Genomic DNA, 18117 nt, shown 5'->3' on the forward strand with positions numbered 1-18117 from the left:
AGAGACGCGTAATCCCAGGGCCCGGAACCTGGAGCGCGGCGAGGGATGACAGGGGTTTGCGAGAGCGTGGCTAAAGCGGTGTTGACACGAGCGCGGGGATGGCTGGCCACCGAGGCGGGGGCGCCGGATCCCCGGCAGCGCCAGTACGCGCTGCTGGTGGTGCTCGCCGTCCTCGCCGGAACCGTCGCCGGGTGGTTCTTCGAGGTGCAGACCCCGATGCTGCTCGGGGCGCTGACGACCGTGCTGGCGCTGACCGCCACCAGCGGTCAGGCGCTGCGCTCCGACCTGCGCCGGTTCATGTGGCTCACGCCCGCGCTGGTGCTGATGATGGCCGTCGGCCCGATGCTGACCAAGGTGCCGGTGCTGGCCGGGCTCGCCGTCGCCCTCGTGGTGTTCGGCACCGGGATGCTGCCCGCGCTCGGCGAGCACTACCGGATCGGCGGGCAGATCTTCGCGGCGGCGACGCTGGTGACCACCACGACCGGCATCGGCAACGATCAGCCGTTCCTGGTGCTGCTGGCCTCCACCCTCGCGGGCGGGCTGTTCGCGCTGCTGCTGCGGGTGATCGTCGGGCTCGGCGACCCCGGCCACGCGACCCGCGTCGCCGTGGCGCGCACCCTGCTCACCCCCGGTCCCGGCGTGCTCGAAGGGGCCGCGGCCGCGTGGCGCGCCGACGGTTCCAGCACCTGGCTCGGACAGGTGCTGGCGGGTTCGGCCCGGTTCCGGGCGGCCCGCGAGACGCTGCTCGCGCAGGCCCAGCAGAGCGACCGGATCGAGGCCGAGCGGCTGCGCGAGATCGTCGCCGAAGCCGACAAGGTCGCCGCCGAGCTCGCCCGCGCCGTCCGCTCCCGCGCCTGCACCGGCCTGCCGATGGCGGCCCGCCGCGACCCGGCGCAGATGGTCGTCGCCCGGGGCGGCAGGCAGGACCTGCCCGACGCGGTCGCGGGCGTGAACCAGGGCCTGGACCGGATCCGCGCGGCCGTCGTCAACCGGGACGAGACCCCGGTGCCGCCCGCCGAGGAGGGTGCGCTGAAGGAGCGGCTGATGGGCGCGGTCCGCGCGCACCTGTCGTTCCGGTCCTCGCTGTTCCGGCACGCGCTGCGCTGCACGCTGGCCGTCGCGGTCGGCATGGTGATCGTGCTGCTGATGCGCGACCCGTCGGCGTCGAGCCTGCTGCTCGCGCTCTACGTGGTGCTGGCGCCGGCCGCGCGCGACAGCATGACCGGTGCCCTGGAGCGCACCGGCGGCGCGGTGCTGGGCGTGACCGCCCTGGCCATCCTGATCACCCTGCTGCCCGGGGCCTACCTGCTGGTTCCGCTGGTCATCGGCGGGATGCTGCTGAACATGCCGCGGCTGCGCGCCGAGTACCAGGTGGTGCTGGGCTGCCTGATCGTGATCACCGTCGTGGACCAGGCGATGACGCTGGACCGACCGCTGGTCAACGTCGGCATCAGCTTCGCCGCCAACACCGCGGTCGGCGCGGCGATCGCGCTGATCGTCGGCTACGTGAGCTACCTGGTGCTGCCCAGCAGCATCGTCCCGGACGTGCGGGGCGCGGTCCGCTCCACCGTCTGGTCGGTCTCGGAACTGCTGCGCAGCGTCCGCGCCTCCGGTCAGGGCGCGGACCTGCCGAAGGCGCTGCAGGCCGCGAACGTGCTCGCGCTGCGCCGCACCCAGGACCTGCTGGGGATGCCGGCTCTGCTGGACGGCACCGGCGAGGAGACCGACGACAACCACGCCACCCGCGCCGCCGCGATCGCCCTGGACGCGCTGCGCCAGGACGTCTCCACGCTGGCCTTCCGGCCCGCCGAGGAGCGCAAGGTCGCGGTCCCCGCGCTGCGCTCGGTCGACGACCTGCTGGGCGGCAAGTCCACGGCGAAGATCCCCGACATCCCGGCGGGCGGCGCCCCGGCCTCCGAGCTGCTGGCGAGCTCCCTGGTGGAGAACGCCCTGCACGCCCGCCAGGCCATCGACCGCACCTTCGGCTACGACAACCCGTGGAAGAGCTACACGATCAGCTTCGTCCGCCCCGAACGCCTCCACATCCGCTGAGCCGAACCGCGGCGGGTCGCCCGGAGCTCGGGCAAGGACGGGTTTTCGGTGAGAATCGCCCGGGATTCGGTGGTCCGAACCCCGGGCGATTCTCGCTAGAACCGTCCTCTGCCCTAGCCCATCGGGGTACCGGGGCTGGAGGCTTGGGCCCAGAAGCGCTGGGGGATGCGGCCCGCTTGGGAGGCGAGGCGGCCCGCTTCGACCGCCGAGCGCATGGCCGTGGCCATCCGCTCCGGGTCCTGGGCCCGGGTGACCGCGGTGGCAAGGAGGACCGCGGAGCAGCCGAGCTCCATCGCCAGAGCCGCGTCGGAGGCCGTGCCGATGCCCGCGTCGAGGACGATCGGGACGTTCGCCCGGGAGACGATCATCTCGATGTTGTGCGGGTTGCGGATGCCCAGGCCGGTGCCGATCGGCGAGCCCAGCGGCATGACCGCCGCGCAGCCGACCTCCTCCAGCTTCAGCGCCAGCACCGGGTCGTCGTTGGTGTAGGCCAGGACGACGAAGCCCTGGTCCACCAGCTGCTCGGCGGCGTCGAGGAGCTCCACCGGGTCGGGCAGGAGGGTGTCCTCGTCGGCCACCACCTCCAGCTTGACCCAGTTGGTCTCCAGCGCTTCGCGGGCCAGCTGGGCGGTGAGCACCGCTTCGGCCGCGGTGCGGCAGCCCGCGGTGTTGGGCAGCGCCTCGATGCCCAGCTTGCGCAGCAGGTCGAGCACGCCGGTGCCGCCGCCCGCGTCGGCGCGACGCATCGCGACGGTGGTCAGCTCCGTGCCGGACGCGATCAGCGCGCGCTCCAGGACCGCGAGGTTGGTGGCCCCGCCGGTCCCGGTGATCAGACGCGAACCGAACTCACGACCGGCGATCACCAATGGGTCGTCCACGGTCACCCTCCTTGCACTGCGGTGAGGACTTCGATGCTGGCGTCGGCGTGCACCGCCGTGCCCCGCCAGGACGCGCGCGGCACCACCGCGCCGTCCAGGGCCACGGCCACGCCTCGTTCCGGCACGCCGAAGTCGTCCAGAACCGACGCGAGCGTGGCGTCGGCGGCGACCTCCCGCGCCTCGCCGTTGATCACGACGTTCACTGCTGCCCTCCCAAACGACTCGGATCGGTGGCCTTGATGAGCGCGCCGGGCTCGTCCCCGCGCAGCAGCGCCAGCACCGCGTCGGCGGTGACCGGCGTGAGCAGGAACCCGCCCCGGTGATGTCCGGTGGCGGCCAGCACCCCGGGTTCCAGCCAGCCGATGAGCGGCAGGTTGTCGGCGGTGCTCGGGCGCAACCCTGCGGTGGCCTCGACCAGCGCGTACTCGGCGATGCCCGGCATCACGGTCTCGGCGTCGGAGAGCAGGTCGCGGACGCCGCCGACGGTGACCTCGGTGTCGAAGCCGACCTCGTGCTGGGTGGCGCCGAGCACCACTCCCCCGTCGTCGCGCGGCACCAGGTAGCAGGGCCTGCCGCGCACCGGGCCGCGCACGGTGCGCACCGGCGGCGGCAGCGCGGTGGCGCGGCGCCGCAGCCGCAGGATCTCGCCCTTGACCGGGCGGATCTTGCCGGACAGCGCGGGGTGCAGATCTCCGGAGCGCACGCCCGCGGAGATCACCGCGACGTCGCACTCCAGCTCGGAGTCGGCCAGTTCCACGGCACCGGACCGGACCCGCTCGGCGCGCTCGGCGACGAACTCCACGCCCGCCGCCTTCGCCGCCGCCTGCAGCGCGGTCAGCGCGAGCCGGTTGTCCACCGCGAGATCACCGGGGATCTCCAGCCCGCCGCGCACCGCGGGGCCCAGCGCGGGTTCGCGCTTGCGGAGCTCGCGGCCGGTCAGCCGGGTGACGCTGCGGCCGAGCCCGGCCAGGTACCCGGCGACGGTGTCGAGCTCGCCGCGGTCGGCGCCGTCGACGCCGATCATCAACGTGCCCTCGGTGCGCAGCCCGGACGGCAGTCCGGCGGCGCGCGCGAGCTCGTCGGCGAAGCCGGGCCAGCGGTCCAGCGACGTCGTGCCGAGTTCGAGCAGTTCCTCCTCGCCGGGCCACGCCTCGGCCAAGGGGGCGAGCATCCCGCCCGCCACGTGCGATGCGCCGGAGGCGGGGGCCGGATCGACCAGGCTCACCCGGTTCCCGGCCTCGGCGGCGCGCCAGGCCACCGACAGGCCGACGACTCCGCCGCCCACCACGACGACATGATCGGTTCGTTTCCCAGACAACTCCACGCTCCCTGCGCCGGCATGACCCGGATCAGGTTCGACGGTCGGAGCCCTGCGCTCCCTCTCAGCCCGGTCCGCCGGGCTCCCGTGCTCACCGCCCACCACACTACCCGTCCGCAGATCACGACGTCAGAGGTTGGTTGGGCCCGCCCTCCTCTAGGCTGGGGGCATGCCTGGTTTGGACGGCTTCGGGATTCGCGCTCGCCTCGCCGAGGCGAAGTTGTACTTGTGCACCGGCGCTCGGAGCGAGCGGGGTGATCTCGCGGAGTTCGTCGACGCCGCCCTGGAGGGCGGGGTGGACATCATCCAGCTCCGGGACAAGGGCCCGAACGGCGCTCCGCTGGAGGCTCGCCAGGAGCTCGCGGCGCTGGAGGTGCTGGCGGAGGCGTGCGTCCGGCACGGGGCGCTGCTGGCGGTCAACGACCGCGCCGACGTGGCGCTCGCGGCCGAGGCCGACGTGCTGCACCTGGGCCAGGACGACCTGCCGGTGGAGCTCGCCCGCCGCGTCGTCGGCGACCAGGTGGTGATCGGCCGCTCCACGCACGACATCGCGCAGGCGGACTCGGCGGCCACCGAGGCGGGTGTGGACTACTTCTGCACCGGCCCGGTGTGGACGACGCCGACGAAGCCCGGGCGTCCGGCCGCGGGCATCGACCTGGTCCGGCACGCGGCCGAGCACCGCGGCCACGGTCGCCCGTGGTTCGCCATCGGCGGCATCGGGCTCGACAACGTCGACGAGGCCGTCGAGGCCGGTGCCGAGCGGATCGTGGTGGTCCGCGCGATCACCGAGGCCGAGGACCCCGCCGCGGCGGCGCGCGAGCTGCGGTCGCGACTTCCCTGACACGACGACCCCCGGGACTGGTCCCGGGGGTCGTGTCAGTTTTCATGAGAACTTCCCCCACCCACGACAGAAGCCGTGAGCGGGGAAGTCTCAGATCACTGGGTCAGCAGGGAGACGCCGTAGGCGGACAGGGCCTCGCCGACCGGCTGGAAGTAGGTCGTGCCACCGCTGCTGCAGTCGCCCGAACCACCCGAGGTCATGCCCTGGGCCTGGTCGCCCGAGATGAACGAGCCACCGGAGTCGCCCGGCTCGGCGCAGACGTCGGTGCGGGTCAGGCCCTCGACCGTGCCCTGCTCGTACTGCACGGACTGGTTCTTGGCCTCGACGGTGCCGCAGTGCCAGCCGGTGGTGGAACCCGAGCGGCAGATCGAGGCGCCCTCGGCGGCCTCGGACGACCCGGCGACGGCCTGGGTGCCGCCCTGGTAGTTGTTCACCGCGGGCTGCGGGGTGTCGTCGTCGCCGACGGAGATGTAGGAGTAGTCGTCACCCGGGAAGGACGAGCCCTCGAAGGTGCCGCTGGGCTCGGTGGTGGTGTCGCCGGCGCCACCGCAGTGGCCTGCCGAGACGAAACCGCCGTCAACGGCGAAGCCGACGGAGCAGCGGGCACCGCTGCCGATGTAGTAGGCGTTGCCGCCGACCACGTCCATCAGCGTCTTCGGCTGCTCCTGCGACTCGACGATCTTCACCGCGCCGTCGGGAGCGCCCGCGGCCTGCGCGAACTGCGCGGCCTCGGCGGCGGCACCCGGCTTGACCGTGACGACGACCGCGTTCTGCCGGTTGCTGGTGTACCAGCCGGTGACGCTCTGCGGGGCCTGCGCCTTGCCCGCGTTGAGGCCGTCGATGACGCCGGTGAGCTGCTGGGCGCTGAAGGCGACCTGGCGGACCTCGGCCCCGGCGGCGCGGACCTGCTCGGAGCGGGCCGCGTCGGTCACGCCGACGACGAGCTTGCCGGTCGCGGAGTCGAAGTAGGCGCCGCCGAAGGCGTCGGCTAACGCGCCGCGCAGGGTGCTCTCGGTGCGCTGGGCCGCGGATTCGAGGTGGAGCCGGTCGAGGGCCTGCGCCTCGGTGAGGCCCAGGTCGCGCTGCATGGCCTCCAGCAACGTGCCCGCCACCGGAACGGCGGTCGGCGCGGTGGCGGTGGCCGGCACGGTGAGCGCGGCGACCGTGCCCGCGGTGACCAGAACGGTCCCGGCAATGCGAGCCGCGAGTCTACGTTTCATCTCGTGTCTCCCTTGTAGTGACCTGATCTCTCAAGGCCCCGTCGCCGGTCCAGTATCAGATCCTCTCAGGGAAATCACATCCAGCTTTTAGCGCAATGTGCGCAAAACAACTCCCCTTTCATCGGAGATCACCGACAGAATGGCGGCGTTTCACCGTTTTTCGCATTTATCCGAGCGGGAGTCCCGGCAGCGTCGACTGCGGAGCGGGTTCGGTCGACTCCGGTGCGGATTCGGTGGTCGAGGGTTGCGTTGTGGGAGAACCGGATTCGGTCGGCGGCGCCGTGGGCATCGGGGCCTCGCTGCTCGGCGGGGTGGAGGGAGCGGAGGGTTCCGCCGACGGCGCCTCGCTGGTCGGAGCCGGTTCGCCGGTGGTGGGCTCGGTCCGCTCGGCCTCGACGGGGGCGGGCTGCAGCACCTGACCGAGCGTCGTCCCATCACCGCCGGACAGCGGACGACCGGTGATCCCCTCGAAGCCGGTGACCAGCAGCATGCTCACCGCGAACACGAACGCGCAGGTCGCGCCGACCAGCGCCCAACGCCCCCACCTGCGGCGGGGCACCGGCGGCGAGAGCAAGGTGCGGGGTTCCTCGACGGCCCCGGGCTTCTCGACGGCCCCGGGCCTCTCGACGGTCGCGGGTTCATCCACGGCCTCGCCGCCGGGCCACTGCAGGCCGGTGACCTCCAGCTTCCGCGTCACCTCCTCGGTCTCGCCGGACCTCGGCCGCCCCAGCTGGGTGCGGCGTTGCCGCAGTTCGGCGGCCTTCGCGGCGGCGACTGCGGCCTTCTCCCGGGTCTTCTCGAACGACCGCTGGTACAGCGCTCCGCCGACGGTGATGATCACGCTGGTCAGGCCCGCGCCGAGCACGGTCCCGGCCACGCCGAGCCGCGAACCGAGGAACGCCGCCGTCGCCGACGCCAGCGCCGCTCCGCCGACCTGAGCCGGGGAGACCTGCATCTTCTTCTCGCTCTGCTTCTCCGGCCGATCTTCTTCGGCCGAATCCGCGCCGCCCTTCACCATTTCCCTCACACGCGCAATGGGAGTCCTTCGCTCTGCCCCACCCAACGCGCACGCCCGCGAGGTTTTCTCCCCGCCCGCGTCTTTCGTGAGCACTCCCACGACGTGTAACGAAAAGCGGTGTCACTGCCCGGAATTCCGATTGCGCGCAGCGTGAAGATTCAGGCGGGCGGATTCAGGCGCGCGACGAACTTGTAGCGATCACCGCGGTAGATCGAACGCACCCATTCCACCGGGCGGCCCTCGGTGTCGAAGGAGTGCCGGGACAGCAGCAGCATCGGCAGGCCGACGTCGGAGCCGAGCAGCTCCGCTTCCTCGGGACTGGCCAGCGCGGTCTCGATGGTCTCCTCGGCGTGGCCGAGCTCGACCTCGAAGGTCTCCCGCAGCACCTGGTACAGCGAGCCGCCGGACTCCAGCCTCGCGGTCAGGCCGCGGAAGCGGGCCAGCGGCAGGTGGGTGGTCTCGATGGCCATCGGCTCGCCGTCGGCCAGCCGCAGGCGGCGCAGGCGGAGCACCGCGGACCCGGCCTTGGTGCCGAGCAGGACGGCGAGCTCCTCGTCGGCGGCCTCCTCGACGACCTCCAGCAGCCGGGAGGTGGGCTGCCTGCCCTGGGCGCGCATGTCCTCGGTGTAGGAGGACAGCTGGAGCCGCTGGGCGACCTTGGGCTTGGCGGCGAAGGTGCCCTTGCCCTGCACGCGCAGCAGCCGGCCTTCCACGGTCAGCTCCGCGAGGGCCTGGCGGACCGTGGTGCGGGAGACGTCGAACTCCGAGGCCAGCGAGCGCTCGGTGGGGATCGGCGAACCGGGGGGCATCGACCGCAGCAGGTCGAGCAGGTGCTGCTTGAGACCCCAGTACTTCGGTTCCCGCGGCGCGCGACCCTGCGGATCCGCCCCGCCGGACACGGTCGTGTCGAGCATCGTTCCTCCTACCCGCCGCAGCCTGACCATCGAGCATGCCCGACCGCGCCGCCGCGCGGAACGCACCCGGCGCAGATCGTGCGTGCTGATCAATTCAGTCTTTGGTGTGCGAGCACACTAACGCCGATTCCTGTTGACAATGAGTGTCGCTCACCACAATCCGTGACGCCCCGGCGGTCGCGGTGAAGCCGTCCATCGGACGAACGCCAGTGCTCTCCGGTTCCGGACCGAGTAGAATTGGTCTGGACCTTATGGAAGGGATGGGCCCGACATGTCCGCCACCCCCGGCACCCACATGAAGGACGAGATCGACCAGCAGCCCGCGGTCTTCGCGGACCTGCTGGCCGCCCGCGAGCAGATCGCCGAGGTCGCGGCGGCCGTGGCCGAGCGGCGCCCGCGGTTCGCGCTGCTCGCGGCGCGCGGTTCCAGCGACCACGCCGCGCTCTACGCGAAGTACCTGATCGAGGTGCTGCTGCAACTGCCCGTCGGCCTCACCTCGCCGTCGACGACCACGCTCTACGGCGCCCGGCCGGACCTGACCGACGTGCTGCTGGTGACCGTCAGTCAGAGCGGCGGCTCGCCCGACCTCGTCGCGGTCACCGAGTCCGGCCGGGCGCGCGGAGCGCTGACCGTCGCGGTCACCAACACCGCCGACTCGCCGCTGGCCTCGGCCGCCGAGCTGTCGCTGGACATCTGCGCGGGCCCGGAGCGGGCGGTCGCCGCGACCAAGACCTACAGCGCCACGCTGCTGGCGTTGTACCTGTTCATCGATGCCATTCGCGGCGGGGACGGCGCGCACGCCCGCGCCCTCCCGGACCTGGCGGCCACCGCGCTCGACGAGTCGCGCGACCCCGTCGAGGAGACCGCGCAGCGCTACCGGTTCGCCGGCCGCCTGGTGACGACCGGGCGCGGGTACTCGCTGGCCACCGCGCACGAGGCCGCGCTCAAGCTCGCCGAGACCAGCTACCTGTCGGCCCGCTCCTACAGCGGCGCCGACCTGCTGCACGGCCCGGTCGCCGCCGTCGACAACGAGACCGCCGTGCTCGCGGTCTGCAGCGCGGGCCTGGGCGGCGAATCGACCCGCGAGGTGATCGACGCGGTGCACAAGCGCGGCGCGGAGATCTGCGCCATCGGCTCCGCGGCGTCGAAAACCCCTGCCTCGCACCGCATCCCGCTGCCGGAGACGGCCGAGGAGGTCGCCCCGATCCTGGAGATCCTGCCCGCCCAGCAACTCGCCCTCGACCTCGCCCTGGCCAGGGGCATCGACCCCGATAACCCCCGGGGCCTCCAGAAGATCACCAAGACCACGTGACCCGGGGACAGTTTTCATGAGAACTGCGCTCTCCCCGGGACGGGGAAGTTTTCATGAAAACTTCCCCACCTCCCCACGACGGAGGCCTCCACGGAGGTCTCCGTCGTCGTGGGACGGGACAGTTTTCATGAAAACTTCCCGTCAGAGGGTGTAGATCTCGCGGGCCGTGGTGTCGAAGACGGCGGTGCGCTCGGTGTCGCTGAGGCCGGAGGTGAGGTCCTTGGCGACGCCGAGGACCTCGGTGTAGGAGGCCGCGAGGAGGCAGACCGGCCAGTCGGAGCCGAACATGACGCGACCCGGGCCGAAGGCGTCCAGGACCACGTCGGCGCAGGCGCGCAGCCGCGACGGGTCCGGCTGGGCCGCCCACTCGTCCTCGGTGACCAGGCCGGACAGCTTGCAGACGACGTTCGGGTGCGCCGCCAGCGCGCGGATCCGGCTCGCCCAGGGCTCCAACTCCCCGGTCGCCACCGGCGGTTTCGCGCAGTGGTCGAGCACGAACGTCAGCTGCGGGAACTGCCCGACGGCCTTGATCGCGGCGGGCAGCTGGTGCGGGCGGATCAGCAGCTCGTAGAGCAGTCCCGCGTCCTCCACCGCGCCGAGCCCGGCGAGCACGTCCGGCCGGACCAGCCAGTCCGGGTCGTCCTCGTCCTCGACCTGGTGCCGGATGCCGCGCAGCCAGCCTCCCGACGGGTGGGTCTGCAACCGGCCGATCTGCTCGCGGGTGTCCTTGGCGGTGAGGTCGACCCAGCCGACGACGGCGGCGATCCGGTCGACGGTCTCGGCCAGCACCAGCATCTCCGGCGTCTCGTCCGGGTCGGCGACCGTCTGCACCAGCACGGTGGCCTCGACCGAGGTGCCGCGCAGCGCGGCCTGCAGGTCCGCCGGGCGGAAGTCGCGGCGCAGCGGATCCATCTCCGGGCCGGTCATCCAGGGTTGGTCGCGGACGTCGAGATCCCACAGGTGGTGGTGGGTGTCCACGGTCATCGAGCGCCTCCGCGGGTGTCCACATCAGACGGAGCGCTCGGGTGGGCGTCGCGCATGTTCTCTCTTCTCCCCGACGGTGACACGACGCCTCGATGTATAGCCGCTCCCCGTCCGCGAGACCAGGCCCCGGATTGATCACTTTCCGTCGTATCGCACGCCCCGCTCGCCGCGCCGGAGTAGAAAGAGCGCATGCACGGTGATGACCCCACGGCCCTCGTCCTCGGGCTGGACGTCGGCGGCACCAGCAGCCGCGCCCTGGTCAGCGACCTGTCCGGTCGCGTGCTGGGCGTCGGGGAGGCAGCGGGCGGCAACCCGAACTCGCACCCCGCGCCCGAGGCCGTCGCGCAGATGGCGAGCGCCGCGCGGCAGGCCCTGGGCGCCCACGACCCGGCCGCGGTGCGCGGGTGCGTGCTCGGCATGGCCGGGGTGAGCAAGATGGCCGATCCCGCATTCGGCGAGTTCTTCCGCGACGAGTGGTCGCGGCTGGGCCTTGGCTGCGGGACGACGCCGGTCAGCGACGGTGTCGTCGCCTTCGCCGCCGGGACGCCGGAGCCGCGGGGAACGGTGCTGATCGCCGGGACCGGCGCGGTCGCCGAGCGCGTCGAGGAGCACCGCGTGGTCGCCACCCTCGGCGGCTGGGGCTGGCTGCTGGGCGACGAGGGCTCGGCGTACTGGCTCGGTCGCGAGGCCGTCCGCGCGACGCTGCGCGCGCTGGAGCGCGGCGCGGTGATCGAGGGCCTGGCCGAGGAGGTCTGCGCGCGCCTGGGCGTGCCACCGGAGCGCAAAGCGCTGATCACCGCGGCGAACGCGCGTGAACCGATCCGCCTCGCCGAGCTCGCGCCGCTGGTCACGGCGGCCGAGGACGACGCGGCGGAGGACATCGTGCACCGCGCGGCCGTGCTGCTGGCCGACACCGCGGCCACCGCCCGGCCGGACCAGAGCTCCCCGGTGGTGCTCGCCGGTGGCCTGCTCGGTCCCGACGACCGCATCGGCCAGGCCCTGCGCGCCGAGCTGGAGGCCCGCTCCTGGCCGGAGCCGCTCACGGCGGGCTCCGGTGCCGCCGGTGCCGCCTGGCTGGCCGCGCTCCCGCTGTCCCCGGACCCGAACTCCCTGCACAAGACGCTCCTGGGCTGACGCGGTCGATCCCGCATCAACTGATCGGTTGATCCGGGATCGACCGGCCGACGCCGGGGGACGAGCCGTTGGATCGACGTCCCGCGCCTCCTCAGCGCCGAAGCTGGGAGCACAACGCCGGAACGCACCAACGAACAGGGAGAACCACCCGTGAAGACCCGCACCCGCGCCCTCGTCGGAACCCTCGTCGGCATCGGCCTCCTCGGCGGAGCCACCGGCCTCACCGTCGCCCAGGCCGACCCCACCGCGCAGCAGGCGCCGAAGCCCTCGGCCGTCGTCGCCCAGCAGCCGGTCCTCAGCGCCGACGCCGCGATCAAGGCCGCCCAGGCCGCCCTGGACGCCGCCGAGGCCAAGGGCCAGCACGTCACCGTCTCCGTCGTCGACCGCGCGGGCAACGAGCGCGTCCAGCTGACCGGCGACGGCGCGGGCCCGCAGAGCTTCGACTCCGCCGAGCGCAAGGCCTACACCGCCGTCGCCTGGGGCAAGACCACCTCCGAGCTCAGCAAGCAGGCCGGTGGTCAGGGCGCCACGCTGCGCGACATCCCGAACACCCTCTTCCTCGCGGGCGGTGTCCCGGTCAGCGCCGGAACCCCGATCGCCGGCATCGGCGTCGCGGGCGCACCCAGCGGCGACCTGGACGAGGAGTTCGCCGAGGCCGGCCTGCAGGCCATCCAGGCCGACCTGCGCTGACCCCGATTACGGCCGTAATCCGCGACTCGACTACGGCCGTACCCCGGCACCCGATTACGGCCGTAATCCGGGACCCGACTACGGCCGTACCCCGGCACCCGACTACGGCCGTAATCCGGGACCCGATTGCGGCCGTAATCCGGCACCCGGTTACCGCCGTAATCCTGGACCGCGGACTGGGGCGATCCCGACCGGGCCGGTTCCCGTTGCCCCCGGGGACCGGTCTGCCCCCTCCGAGCGGAAGGACGTTCCATGCACACTCGACGCCTCGCGCTCGGGATCTTCACCGCCCTCGCGCTGGCTTCCTGCGCACCCGCCGAGCAGCCGCCGGCTCCCCCCGGCGGCTGCTCCTGCCCCTCCCAGGAGACGACCGTGTCCGATCACCAGCTCCTGCGCGCCGCGGACGCCGGTGACATCGGCGCCGTGCGCGCCGCGCTCGGCGCCGGGGCCAACGTCGAGGCCCGCGACGAGCACCGCCGCACCCCGCTGCTGCTCGCCGCCCTCGGTGACCACGTCGACGTCGCCCGCGAACTCGTCCGCGCCGGGGCCGACCCCGACGCCCAGGACGATCGCCGCGACACCCCGTTCCTGGTCACCGGCGTCACCGGCAGCGTCGGCATGCTCGAAACCCTGCTGCCCGCCGACCCCGACCTCGCCCTCACCAACCGCTACGGCGGCACCGCGCTGATCCCCGCGGGCGAGCACGCCCACGTCGAGTACCTCCGCGCCGCGGTGCGCACCGGCATCGACGTCGACCACGTCAACGACCTGGGCTGGACGGCGCTGCTGGAGGCCGTCGTCCTCGGCGACGGAGGCCCCCGCCACCAGCAGGCCGTGCAAGCCCTCCTCGACGGCGGCGCCGACCCCTCGATCCCCGACCGGGACGGCGTCACCGCCCTCCAGCACGCCGAACGAGACGGCCACACCGACCTCGCCCGAATCCTCCGCTCCACCTGACCCCAGAACGAAAACCGCTGTTTTCGCGCGTTGAAAACAGCGGTTTTCGTCGCGCGAAAACAGCGGTTTTCGACGCTGGGTCAGGTGTTGTCAGAGGAGGCCGACTTCGGTGAGGGCGCCTCGGATGACCTGGAGCTCGGCTTCGTCCGCCTCGACCAGGGGCAGACGGGGCGTGCCGACGTGGTGACCGAGGAGGTTGAGGGCCGCCTTGACCGGGATCGGGTTCGTGGTGACGCCGAGGGCCGAGTAGAGGGGCTTGAGGCTCGCGTCGATCTCGGCGCGGCGCGCCGGGTCGGTGACCATCTGCTTCATCTGCGGCCCCACCAGGTGGCTGGCCACCAGGATGCCGCCGAGCGCGCCGAGGTCCAGGGCCTGGGCGAAGCCGTCGTCGTTGCCCGCGTAGAGACCGAGGCCGTCGATCTGGGCGAGCGCGTCGTTGTCCGCCTGCTTGACGTAGTCGAGGTTGTCGACCTGGCCGAGCTCGCGCAGCAGGTCGTGGTCCAGCGACAACCCGATCCGCGACGGGACGTTGTAGAGCACCACCGGCTTGTCGGTGGCCTTGCCGATCTCGGTGAAGTGCCGCACCAGACCGCGCCGGTTCGGCTTGTTGTAGTACGGGGTCACCGACAGGATCCCGTCCGCGCCGATCTCGGTGACGCGCTCGGTCATCCAGCAGGCGTGCGCGGTGTTGTTCGAACCGGTCGAGGCGATCACCGTGACGCCCTCGGGACGCTCGCCGACGGCGAGCTCGACCAGCCGCAGGTGCTCGGCGTCCGACAGCGTCGGCGCCTCGCCGGTCGTCCCGCACACGACGACACCGTCGGAGCCGTTGTCCAGCAGGTGGCGGAACAGGTTCAGGAAGGCTTCTTCGTCGACCTTCTGCCGGTCGTCGAACGGGGTCACGATCGCGGTGATCACGCTGCCGAGAGACATGTGCGCATTGTGCGCCCGCGCCCCGGAGGTGTCACGTCGCGGGTTCCCGCGGGTGACGCATGCCCGGGTGATCCCCCGGCAGCGACCGGCGCAGCACCCACCAGCTCACCGCCACGCACACCGCCACCAGCGGCCAGGTCAGCACGACCTGCGCGATCGTCAACGGCCCGGTCGCCCCGGCCAGCCACAGCGGGATGAACACCACCAGCCGCACCGCGTACTGCCCGACCCACACCCAGCTGGCCCGGCTGTAGCCGCGCACCAGGTCGGGGTCCTGACGCCACTTGCGGCCTTGTCCGAGGGCGACGCCGACGACGACGCCGAGCAGCGGCCAGCGGATCGCGATGCTGGTCATCCAGGCCAGCGCGCTCAGCGCGTTGCTGGCCAGGCGGGGCAGGAAGAAGTCGGCGGCGTCGCCGGTGCGGATCGCGATGAGCGCGCCCAGCATCACCGCCAGCAGGCTGATCAGGACCGCCAGCGGCCGAGCGCCCTTGCGCAGGCGGTAGCCGCCGATGAGGGCTCCGACCACAACCGCGGCGGCGCTGCCGATCACGATCGACTCGCCGCCGAAGAACCAGCCGGCGCCGAAGGCGATGGGCGGGAGGCTCGCGTCGATCGCACTCCCGCGGCCGCCGAGCAACCGCATGAACGAATCGCGGTCGTCCCGCTCGATGTCCGTCTCCTGCGTCACGACACTAAGCCTGCCCTAAGTTCCGGCCGAACCAAAATGTCCGATCCCGGTCTCCAGCTCTACCCGAGTTGGCGGGCGCGTTCCACCAGGGTCGCGATCTCGGCGGCGATGGTCGGCTTGTCCGCGGGCTGGCACGCGACCGCGTCCTGGCCATCGACCCGCTCCCCCTGCATCGCGTAGCGACCCCGGTCGGTGTCGAACCAGATCAGGTTGGGCACCCGCGCCCGGCGGCCGCCCGCGACGACGAAGTGGCCGAAGCGGAACTTGGGCCGCGAGGTGACGGCGCGCAGCTCGGGAAGGCCCTCGATGTCGGCGTCGGCGGGCATTCCGCCGCGACGGTCGGCCACCGCGCGCAGCGCCGGACCGGCGCCGACGGGCGCGTCCGGGAGCAGGTCGGCGGCGGTGCGCGGCAGAGCGCTCGGCGACAGGAACGTCATCCGCATCCCCCGGCCGTCGAAGACGCCGAGCACCCCGACCTCGCCGGTCGCCACCACCCTGGCCGCGAGCCGGTGACCGGCGCGGACGTCGAGCAGACCGGACGCCGCGATCGACACCTCCGAGCTGCACAGCAGGTAGAGGGCGTCCTCGACCTCGGGTTCCGGGCGGCCGTTGCGCGCCAGGCCGGTGGACTCCAGCTCCTGCCAGACGCGCTGGGCGACCTGGTTACGGTCCTCGGGCAGCTCGGCGATGCGCGGCAGCTCGAACGGGTACTGCCGGACGGCGAGGTTCAGCTGCTCACCGAGCAGGTCGACCGCGGGGGCCGACAGGGTGATCGTCTCAACCATCACAGCTCACATTTCGCGTTGGCGGTACCCAGTGTTATCAGTGGTCGGTTCTCTCGGGCGCGCTTCGACCCGGGCGGGACCCGCCCGGGGTTCACCGGCCCGTCAGAAGTCCCGGAAGCTCGCCGGGGACTCACCGAGCACCGGCGGCGCCACGAGCCGGCCGCCGTCATCGTCGTCCCACAGCTCGTCGGCCTCGATGAGGAACTGCGGCACGGCTCCGCTGCCGGACTCGCCCGGCTTGTAGCCGGCCCCGGCGCGCAGGTCGTCACCGCCCTCGCGGCGCTCCTCCTTGAAGTCGTCGGCCGACCACGAGGTGTTGCGCCCGTAACCGGGACGACCCGAGCCGCTCGACCAGGAACCTGCCGAGCCCATCGGGCCGAACCCGCCGTCGGGGCGCTCGGTGACCTTCGGCGTCCGGACCGTCCGCGTCTTCGGCCGCTGCTGCTCCGGCCGCTGCTCGGGAGCCTCCGGAGCCCGCGACGTCTCAGGCCGCGGCGGCGGCTGCGCGGGAGGCGGCTGCTGCGCGGGCGGCTGGGCAGGTCGCTGCGGTCCGGGTGCCGGGGGTGGGGGCGGCTGCTGGGCAGGCGCCTGCGGCACCGGCGGTGCGGGCTGCTGCGGTCCCGGCGGCTGCGGCGCGGGCGGCTGGGGTGCAGCCGAGTGCTGGGCAGCGGGTTGCGGTGCCGGAGGCTGGGGTGCCGGAGATTGGGGCGCGGGCGGCTGCGGGCCGACCGGCGGTTCCACCGGCTGCTCCGCCTGCGGCGGCGGCATCGGTGGTCCGGCCGGTCGCGGCGGAGGCGGCGCCATCGGCGGCGGCCCCTGCGGACGGGGCGGACCACCGTTCGGAACCCCAGGGGTGCCCGCGGGCGGGGACGGGGGCGGCTGCTGCGGCCCCGACGGCTGCTGGGGCCCCGACGGCTGCTGACTCGGCGCCCCGGGAGGCGGCCCGACCTGCGGCATCGGTCCGCTCGGCGGCCCCGGCGGAGGCCCCATCGGTCGCGGACCCGACTGGGGGCCCGACTGGGGGCCCGACTGGGGGCCCGACTGGGGCCTGTTCTGCGGTGGTGGCGAAGTCCTCGTGACGGCGTCCCCACCCGGCGGAACGTCGGGTTCAGGTGCAGGTGCGGCGTCCAAAGGCCGAGGACCGGGCGCCTGCGGGATCGGCCCGCTCGTGGGCCCGTCCGCCAGCGGGCCGCGCAGCACGCCGTCGCGCACCTGCGGTCCGCTCTCCGGCGCGGGCACCGGAGCGGGCGTCGACGTGGGCGCCGGAGCCGGACCAGGCTCCGAAGGCGGTGCGGGGCGGCGGTTTTCGGGCGGTGGGAGCAGCGATCCGCTCAGGCTGGCGCCTTCCGGGCGCCCGTGACGCGGTTCGTCCGGCTCCGCCAGGGAACCCGACAATCCAGCAGATCCGGGCAGTCCAGCAGAACCAGGCAAGTCGGCGGAACCGGGCAGGTCAGCGGGCCCGGGTAAGTCGGCGGGCTCGGCCACCGGAGGCTCCGGCGGCGGCGCGGAACCGCCTCCGCCGAGATCGCCGGAGAGCGACGGGAGACCGCCGGTGGACGGGCGCGAGGGCTCGGCGGGGCGGTTCGGCGGAGCGGAACCCGCTCCGCGCTGCTCCTGCTCGAAGCGATCCGGGAGCTGTTCGGCGCGCTGCCAGAAGGCGAACGGGTGCGCCTCACCGGCGAGCGCGGCCAGCTCGGCGCGCACGTCGAGGCGTCCCGGGCGCGGCGCGGGCGGGCCCGGGCGCGCGGGAGGTGCGGGCGGCGGGCCAGCGGGCCCGGCGTCGCTGAGCGATCCGCGCAGCGGTGGTTCTGCTCGGCGCCGGCCACCGGTCTCGGGACCACCTCGCCGGTTCGGCGCCTCGAAGCCCGCCGGCCCCGGCGCGGACGCCGGATTCTGCGGTGCCGTCACGATTCCCCCAGCTGTAGAGGACGGTTGCGGAGACCGGCGATCGGAATCGCGGCCACAATGGGATCGACGCCCACAACGGAACCGACGCCCACAACGGAATCGACGCACTGCCCCATGTCGTCGTTCCCCATCAACCGGCCACGACGGCGAGAGCGCGCAACGGCTGCTCCGGCGTCCTGCGAGCGGACGCGCGTCGAGCTGTGACCTGCAGCGATCGCGTCATCGTGAGCCCCCTTGTCACTTCTGTTACCGCCGAAGGACATTAGCAGCTGACGTTCATCCGTATCGGTGTTTCCCGCCAAGATCCCGCCCCCTGCCGCCGGACGAGCTGATGCACCGCACGTCAAGGAAGAGCATCGTTTCGATCAAGTCAACCGACCAAACGGACATAATTTCTAGACTGCCCAGTGCCGTTAGTCACTCGCCGGGAACCTTCGGTGGCGTAGGTACGTTCCGGAGGGCCACTGTTGATTCCGCACCAA

17 protein-coding genes and 1 riboswitch are annotated in these 18117 nt (G+C 72.9%); of the genes, 6 read left to right on the forward strand and 11 right to left on the reverse strand.

Going from position 1 to position 18117, the window contains the following annotated elements:
- Window positions 1-78: 78 nt before the first annotated feature.
- Window positions 79-2052 carry an FUSC family protein gene (locus REH65_RS15560; protein ID WP_406692959.1) on the forward strand — a complete coding sequence of 658 codons (1974 nt, stop codon included), beginning with the start codon at window positions 79-81 and terminating at the stop codon, window positions 2050-2052.
- 113 nt (window positions 2053-2165) lie between these two features.
- Here the strand turns inward: REH65_RS15560 and REH65_RS15565 are convergent, their stop codons facing one another.
- The 3 genes from REH65_RS15565 to thiO all read right to left on the reverse strand — a co-directional run bounded on the left by REH65_RS15565 (window position 2166) and on the right by thiO (window position 4248).
- Entirely contained in the window at window positions 2166-2930 is a 765-nt protein-coding gene (locus tag REH65_RS15565; protein ID WP_281456995.1) for a thiazole synthase, read from the reverse strand.
- A gap of 2 nt (window positions 2931-2932) precedes the next feature.
- Window positions 2933-3133, reverse strand: a complete 201-nt coding sequence (gene thiS, locus REH65_RS15570; protein ID WP_406692960.1) for a sulfur carrier protein ThiS — start codon at window positions 3131-3133, stop codon at window positions 2933-2935.
- Window positions 3130-4248 carry a glycine oxidase ThiO gene (gene thiO, locus REH65_RS15575; protein ID WP_406692961.1) on the reverse strand — a complete coding sequence of 373 codons (1119 nt, stop codon included), beginning with the start codon at window positions 4246-4248 and terminating at the stop codon, window positions 3130-3132. The genes thiS and thiO overlap by 4 nt, the downstream gene beginning before the upstream one ends.
- Window positions 4240-4347: riboswitch (TPP riboswitch) on the reverse strand. It overlaps the preceding gene by 9 nt.
- Window positions 4348-4417: 70 nt before the next feature.
- Between thiO and thiE the strand changes: the two genes are divergently transcribed.
- On the forward strand, window positions 4418-5089 hold the full coding sequence (gene thiE, locus REH65_RS15580; protein WP_406692962.1) for a thiamine phosphate synthase: 672 nt from the start codon (window positions 4418-4420) through the stop codon (window positions 5087-5089).
- Window positions 5090-5184: 95 nt separating this feature from the next.
- Here thiE and REH65_RS15585 read toward each other — a convergent pair whose 3' ends face one another.
- From REH65_RS15585 to REH65_RS15595, 3 genes are all read right to left on the reverse strand, one after another.
- On the reverse strand, window positions 5185-6309 hold the full coding sequence (locus REH65_RS15585; protein ID WP_406692963.1) for an alpha-lytic protease prodomain-containing protein: 1125 nt from the start codon (window positions 6307-6309) through the stop codon (window positions 5185-5187).
- A 166-nt stretch (window positions 6310-6475) separates the two neighbouring features.
- The gene (locus REH65_RS15590) at window positions 6476-7336 is read right to left on the reverse strand and encodes a hypothetical protein (RefSeq protein ID WP_406692964.1); all 861 of its coding nucleotides are present in this window, start codon (window positions 7334-7336) and stop codon (window positions 6476-6478) included.
- A 149-nt stretch (window positions 7337-7485) separates the two neighbouring features.
- Window positions 7486-8241 (reverse strand): GntR family transcriptional regulator, encoded by a 756-nt coding sequence (locus REH65_RS15595; RefSeq protein WP_281457000.1) that lies wholly within the window; start codon window positions 8239-8241, stop codon window positions 7486-7488.
- A 271-nt stretch (window positions 8242-8512) separates the two neighbouring features.
- Between REH65_RS15595 and REH65_RS15600 the strand changes: the two genes are divergently transcribed.
- Window positions 8513-9553: an SIS domain-containing protein gene (locus tag REH65_RS15600; RefSeq protein WP_406692965.1), complete on the forward strand. Its 1041-nt coding sequence runs from the start codon at window positions 8513-8515 to the stop codon at window positions 9551-9553.
- Window positions 9554-9694: 141 nt separating this feature from the next.
- Here the strand turns inward: REH65_RS15600 and REH65_RS15605 are convergent, their stop codons facing one another.
- On the reverse strand, window positions 9695-10537 hold the full coding sequence (locus tag REH65_RS15605; protein WP_406692966.1) for an amidohydrolase family protein: 843 nt from the start codon (window positions 10535-10537) through the stop codon (window positions 9695-9697).
- A gap of 189 nt (window positions 10538-10726) precedes the next feature.
- Here REH65_RS15605 and REH65_RS15610 point away from each other — a divergent pair, with 189 nt between their 5' ends.
- From REH65_RS15610 to REH65_RS15620, 3 genes are all read left to right on the forward strand, one after another.
- Window positions 10727-11671, forward strand: coding sequence for an N-acetylglucosamine kinase (locus REH65_RS15610; protein WP_281457003.1), 945 nt, complete (start codon window positions 10727-10729; stop codon window positions 11669-11671).
- Between the two features lie 150 nt (window positions 11672-11821).
- Window positions 11822-12361, forward strand: coding sequence for a GlcG/HbpS family heme-binding protein (locus REH65_RS15615; RefSeq protein ID WP_406692967.1), 540 nt, complete (start codon window positions 11822-11824; stop codon window positions 12359-12361).
- 252 nt (window positions 12362-12613) lie between these two features.
- Complete coding sequence (locus tag REH65_RS15620) at window positions 12614-13318, forward strand: ankyrin repeat domain-containing protein (RefSeq protein WP_406692968.1); 705 nt, start codon at window positions 12614-12616, stop codon at window positions 13316-13318.
- A gap of 90 nt (window positions 13319-13408) precedes the next feature.
- Here the strand turns inward: REH65_RS15620 and dapA are convergent, their stop codons facing one another.
- From dapA to REH65_RS15640, 4 genes are all read right to left on the reverse strand, one after another.
- Window positions 13409-14251: a 4-hydroxy-tetrahydrodipicolinate synthase gene (dapA, locus tag REH65_RS15625; protein WP_406692969.1), complete on the reverse strand. Its 843-nt coding sequence runs from the start codon at window positions 14249-14251 to the stop codon at window positions 13409-13411.
- A 31-nt stretch (window positions 14252-14282) separates the two neighbouring features.
- Window positions 14283-14897, reverse strand: a complete 615-nt coding sequence (locus REH65_RS15630; protein ID WP_406693175.1) for a DUF3159 domain-containing protein — start codon at window positions 14895-14897, stop codon at window positions 14283-14285.
- 104 nt (window positions 14898-15001) lie between these two features.
- On the reverse strand, window positions 15002-15727 hold the full coding sequence (locus REH65_RS15635; RefSeq protein ID WP_406692970.1) for an ESX secretion-associated protein EspG: 726 nt from the start codon (window positions 15725-15727) through the stop codon (window positions 15002-15004).
- A 102-nt stretch (window positions 15728-15829) separates the two neighbouring features.
- The gene (locus tag REH65_RS15640; protein WP_406692971.1) at window positions 15830-17635 is read right to left on the reverse strand and encodes a hypothetical protein; all 1806 of its coding nucleotides are present in this window, start codon (window positions 17633-17635) and stop codon (window positions 15830-15832) included.
- Between the last annotated feature and the right edge of the window lie 482 nt (window positions 17636-18117).

The organism is Saccharopolyspora sp. ID03-671 (assembly GCF_045278815.1).
Lineage (GTDB): Bacteria > Actinomycetota > Actinomycetes > Mycobacteriales > Pseudonocardiaceae > Saccharopolyspora > Saccharopolyspora ipomoeae.

Bases quoted from the DNA above. Each gene is read 5' to 3' on its own strand.
- thiE (WP_406692962.1), top strand. From the start codon at position 4,418: ATGCCTGGTTTGGACGGCTTCGGGATTCGCGCTCGCCTCGCCGAGGCG.
- REH65_RS15585 (WP_406692963.1), bottom strand. From the start codon at position 6,309: ATGAAACGTAGACTCGCGGCTCGCATTGCCGGGACCGTTCTGGTCACC.
- REH65_RS15595 (WP_281457000.1), bottom strand. From the start codon at position 8,241: ATGCTCGACACGACCGTGTCCGGCGGGGCGGATCCGCAGGGTCGCGCG.
- REH65_RS15600 (WP_406692965.1), top strand. From the start codon at position 8,513: ATGTCCGCCACCCCCGGCACCCACATGAAGGACGAGATCGACCAGCAG.
- REH65_RS15605 (WP_406692966.1), bottom strand. From the start codon at position 10,537: ATGACCGTGGACACCCACCACCACCTGTGGGATCTCGACGTCCGCGAC.
- REH65_RS15610 (WP_281457003.1), top strand. From the start codon at position 10,727: ATGCACGGTGATGACCCCACGGCCCTCGTCCTCGGGCTGGACGTCGGC.
- REH65_RS15620 (WP_406692968.1), top strand. From the start codon at position 12,614: ATGCACACTCGACGCCTCGCGCTCGGGATCTTCACCGCCCTCGCGCTG.
- dapA (WP_406692969.1), bottom strand. From the start codon at position 14,251: ATGTCTCTCGGCAGCGTGATCACCGCGATCGTGACCCCGTTCGACGAC.
- REH65_RS15630 (WP_406693175.1), bottom strand. From the start codon at position 14,897: ATGCGGTTGCTCGGCGGCCGCGGGAGTGCGATCGACGCGAGCCTCCCG.
- REH65_RS15635 (WP_406692970.1), bottom strand. From the start codon at position 15,727: ATGGTTGAGACGATCACCCTGTCGGCCCCCGCGGTCGACCTGCTCGGT.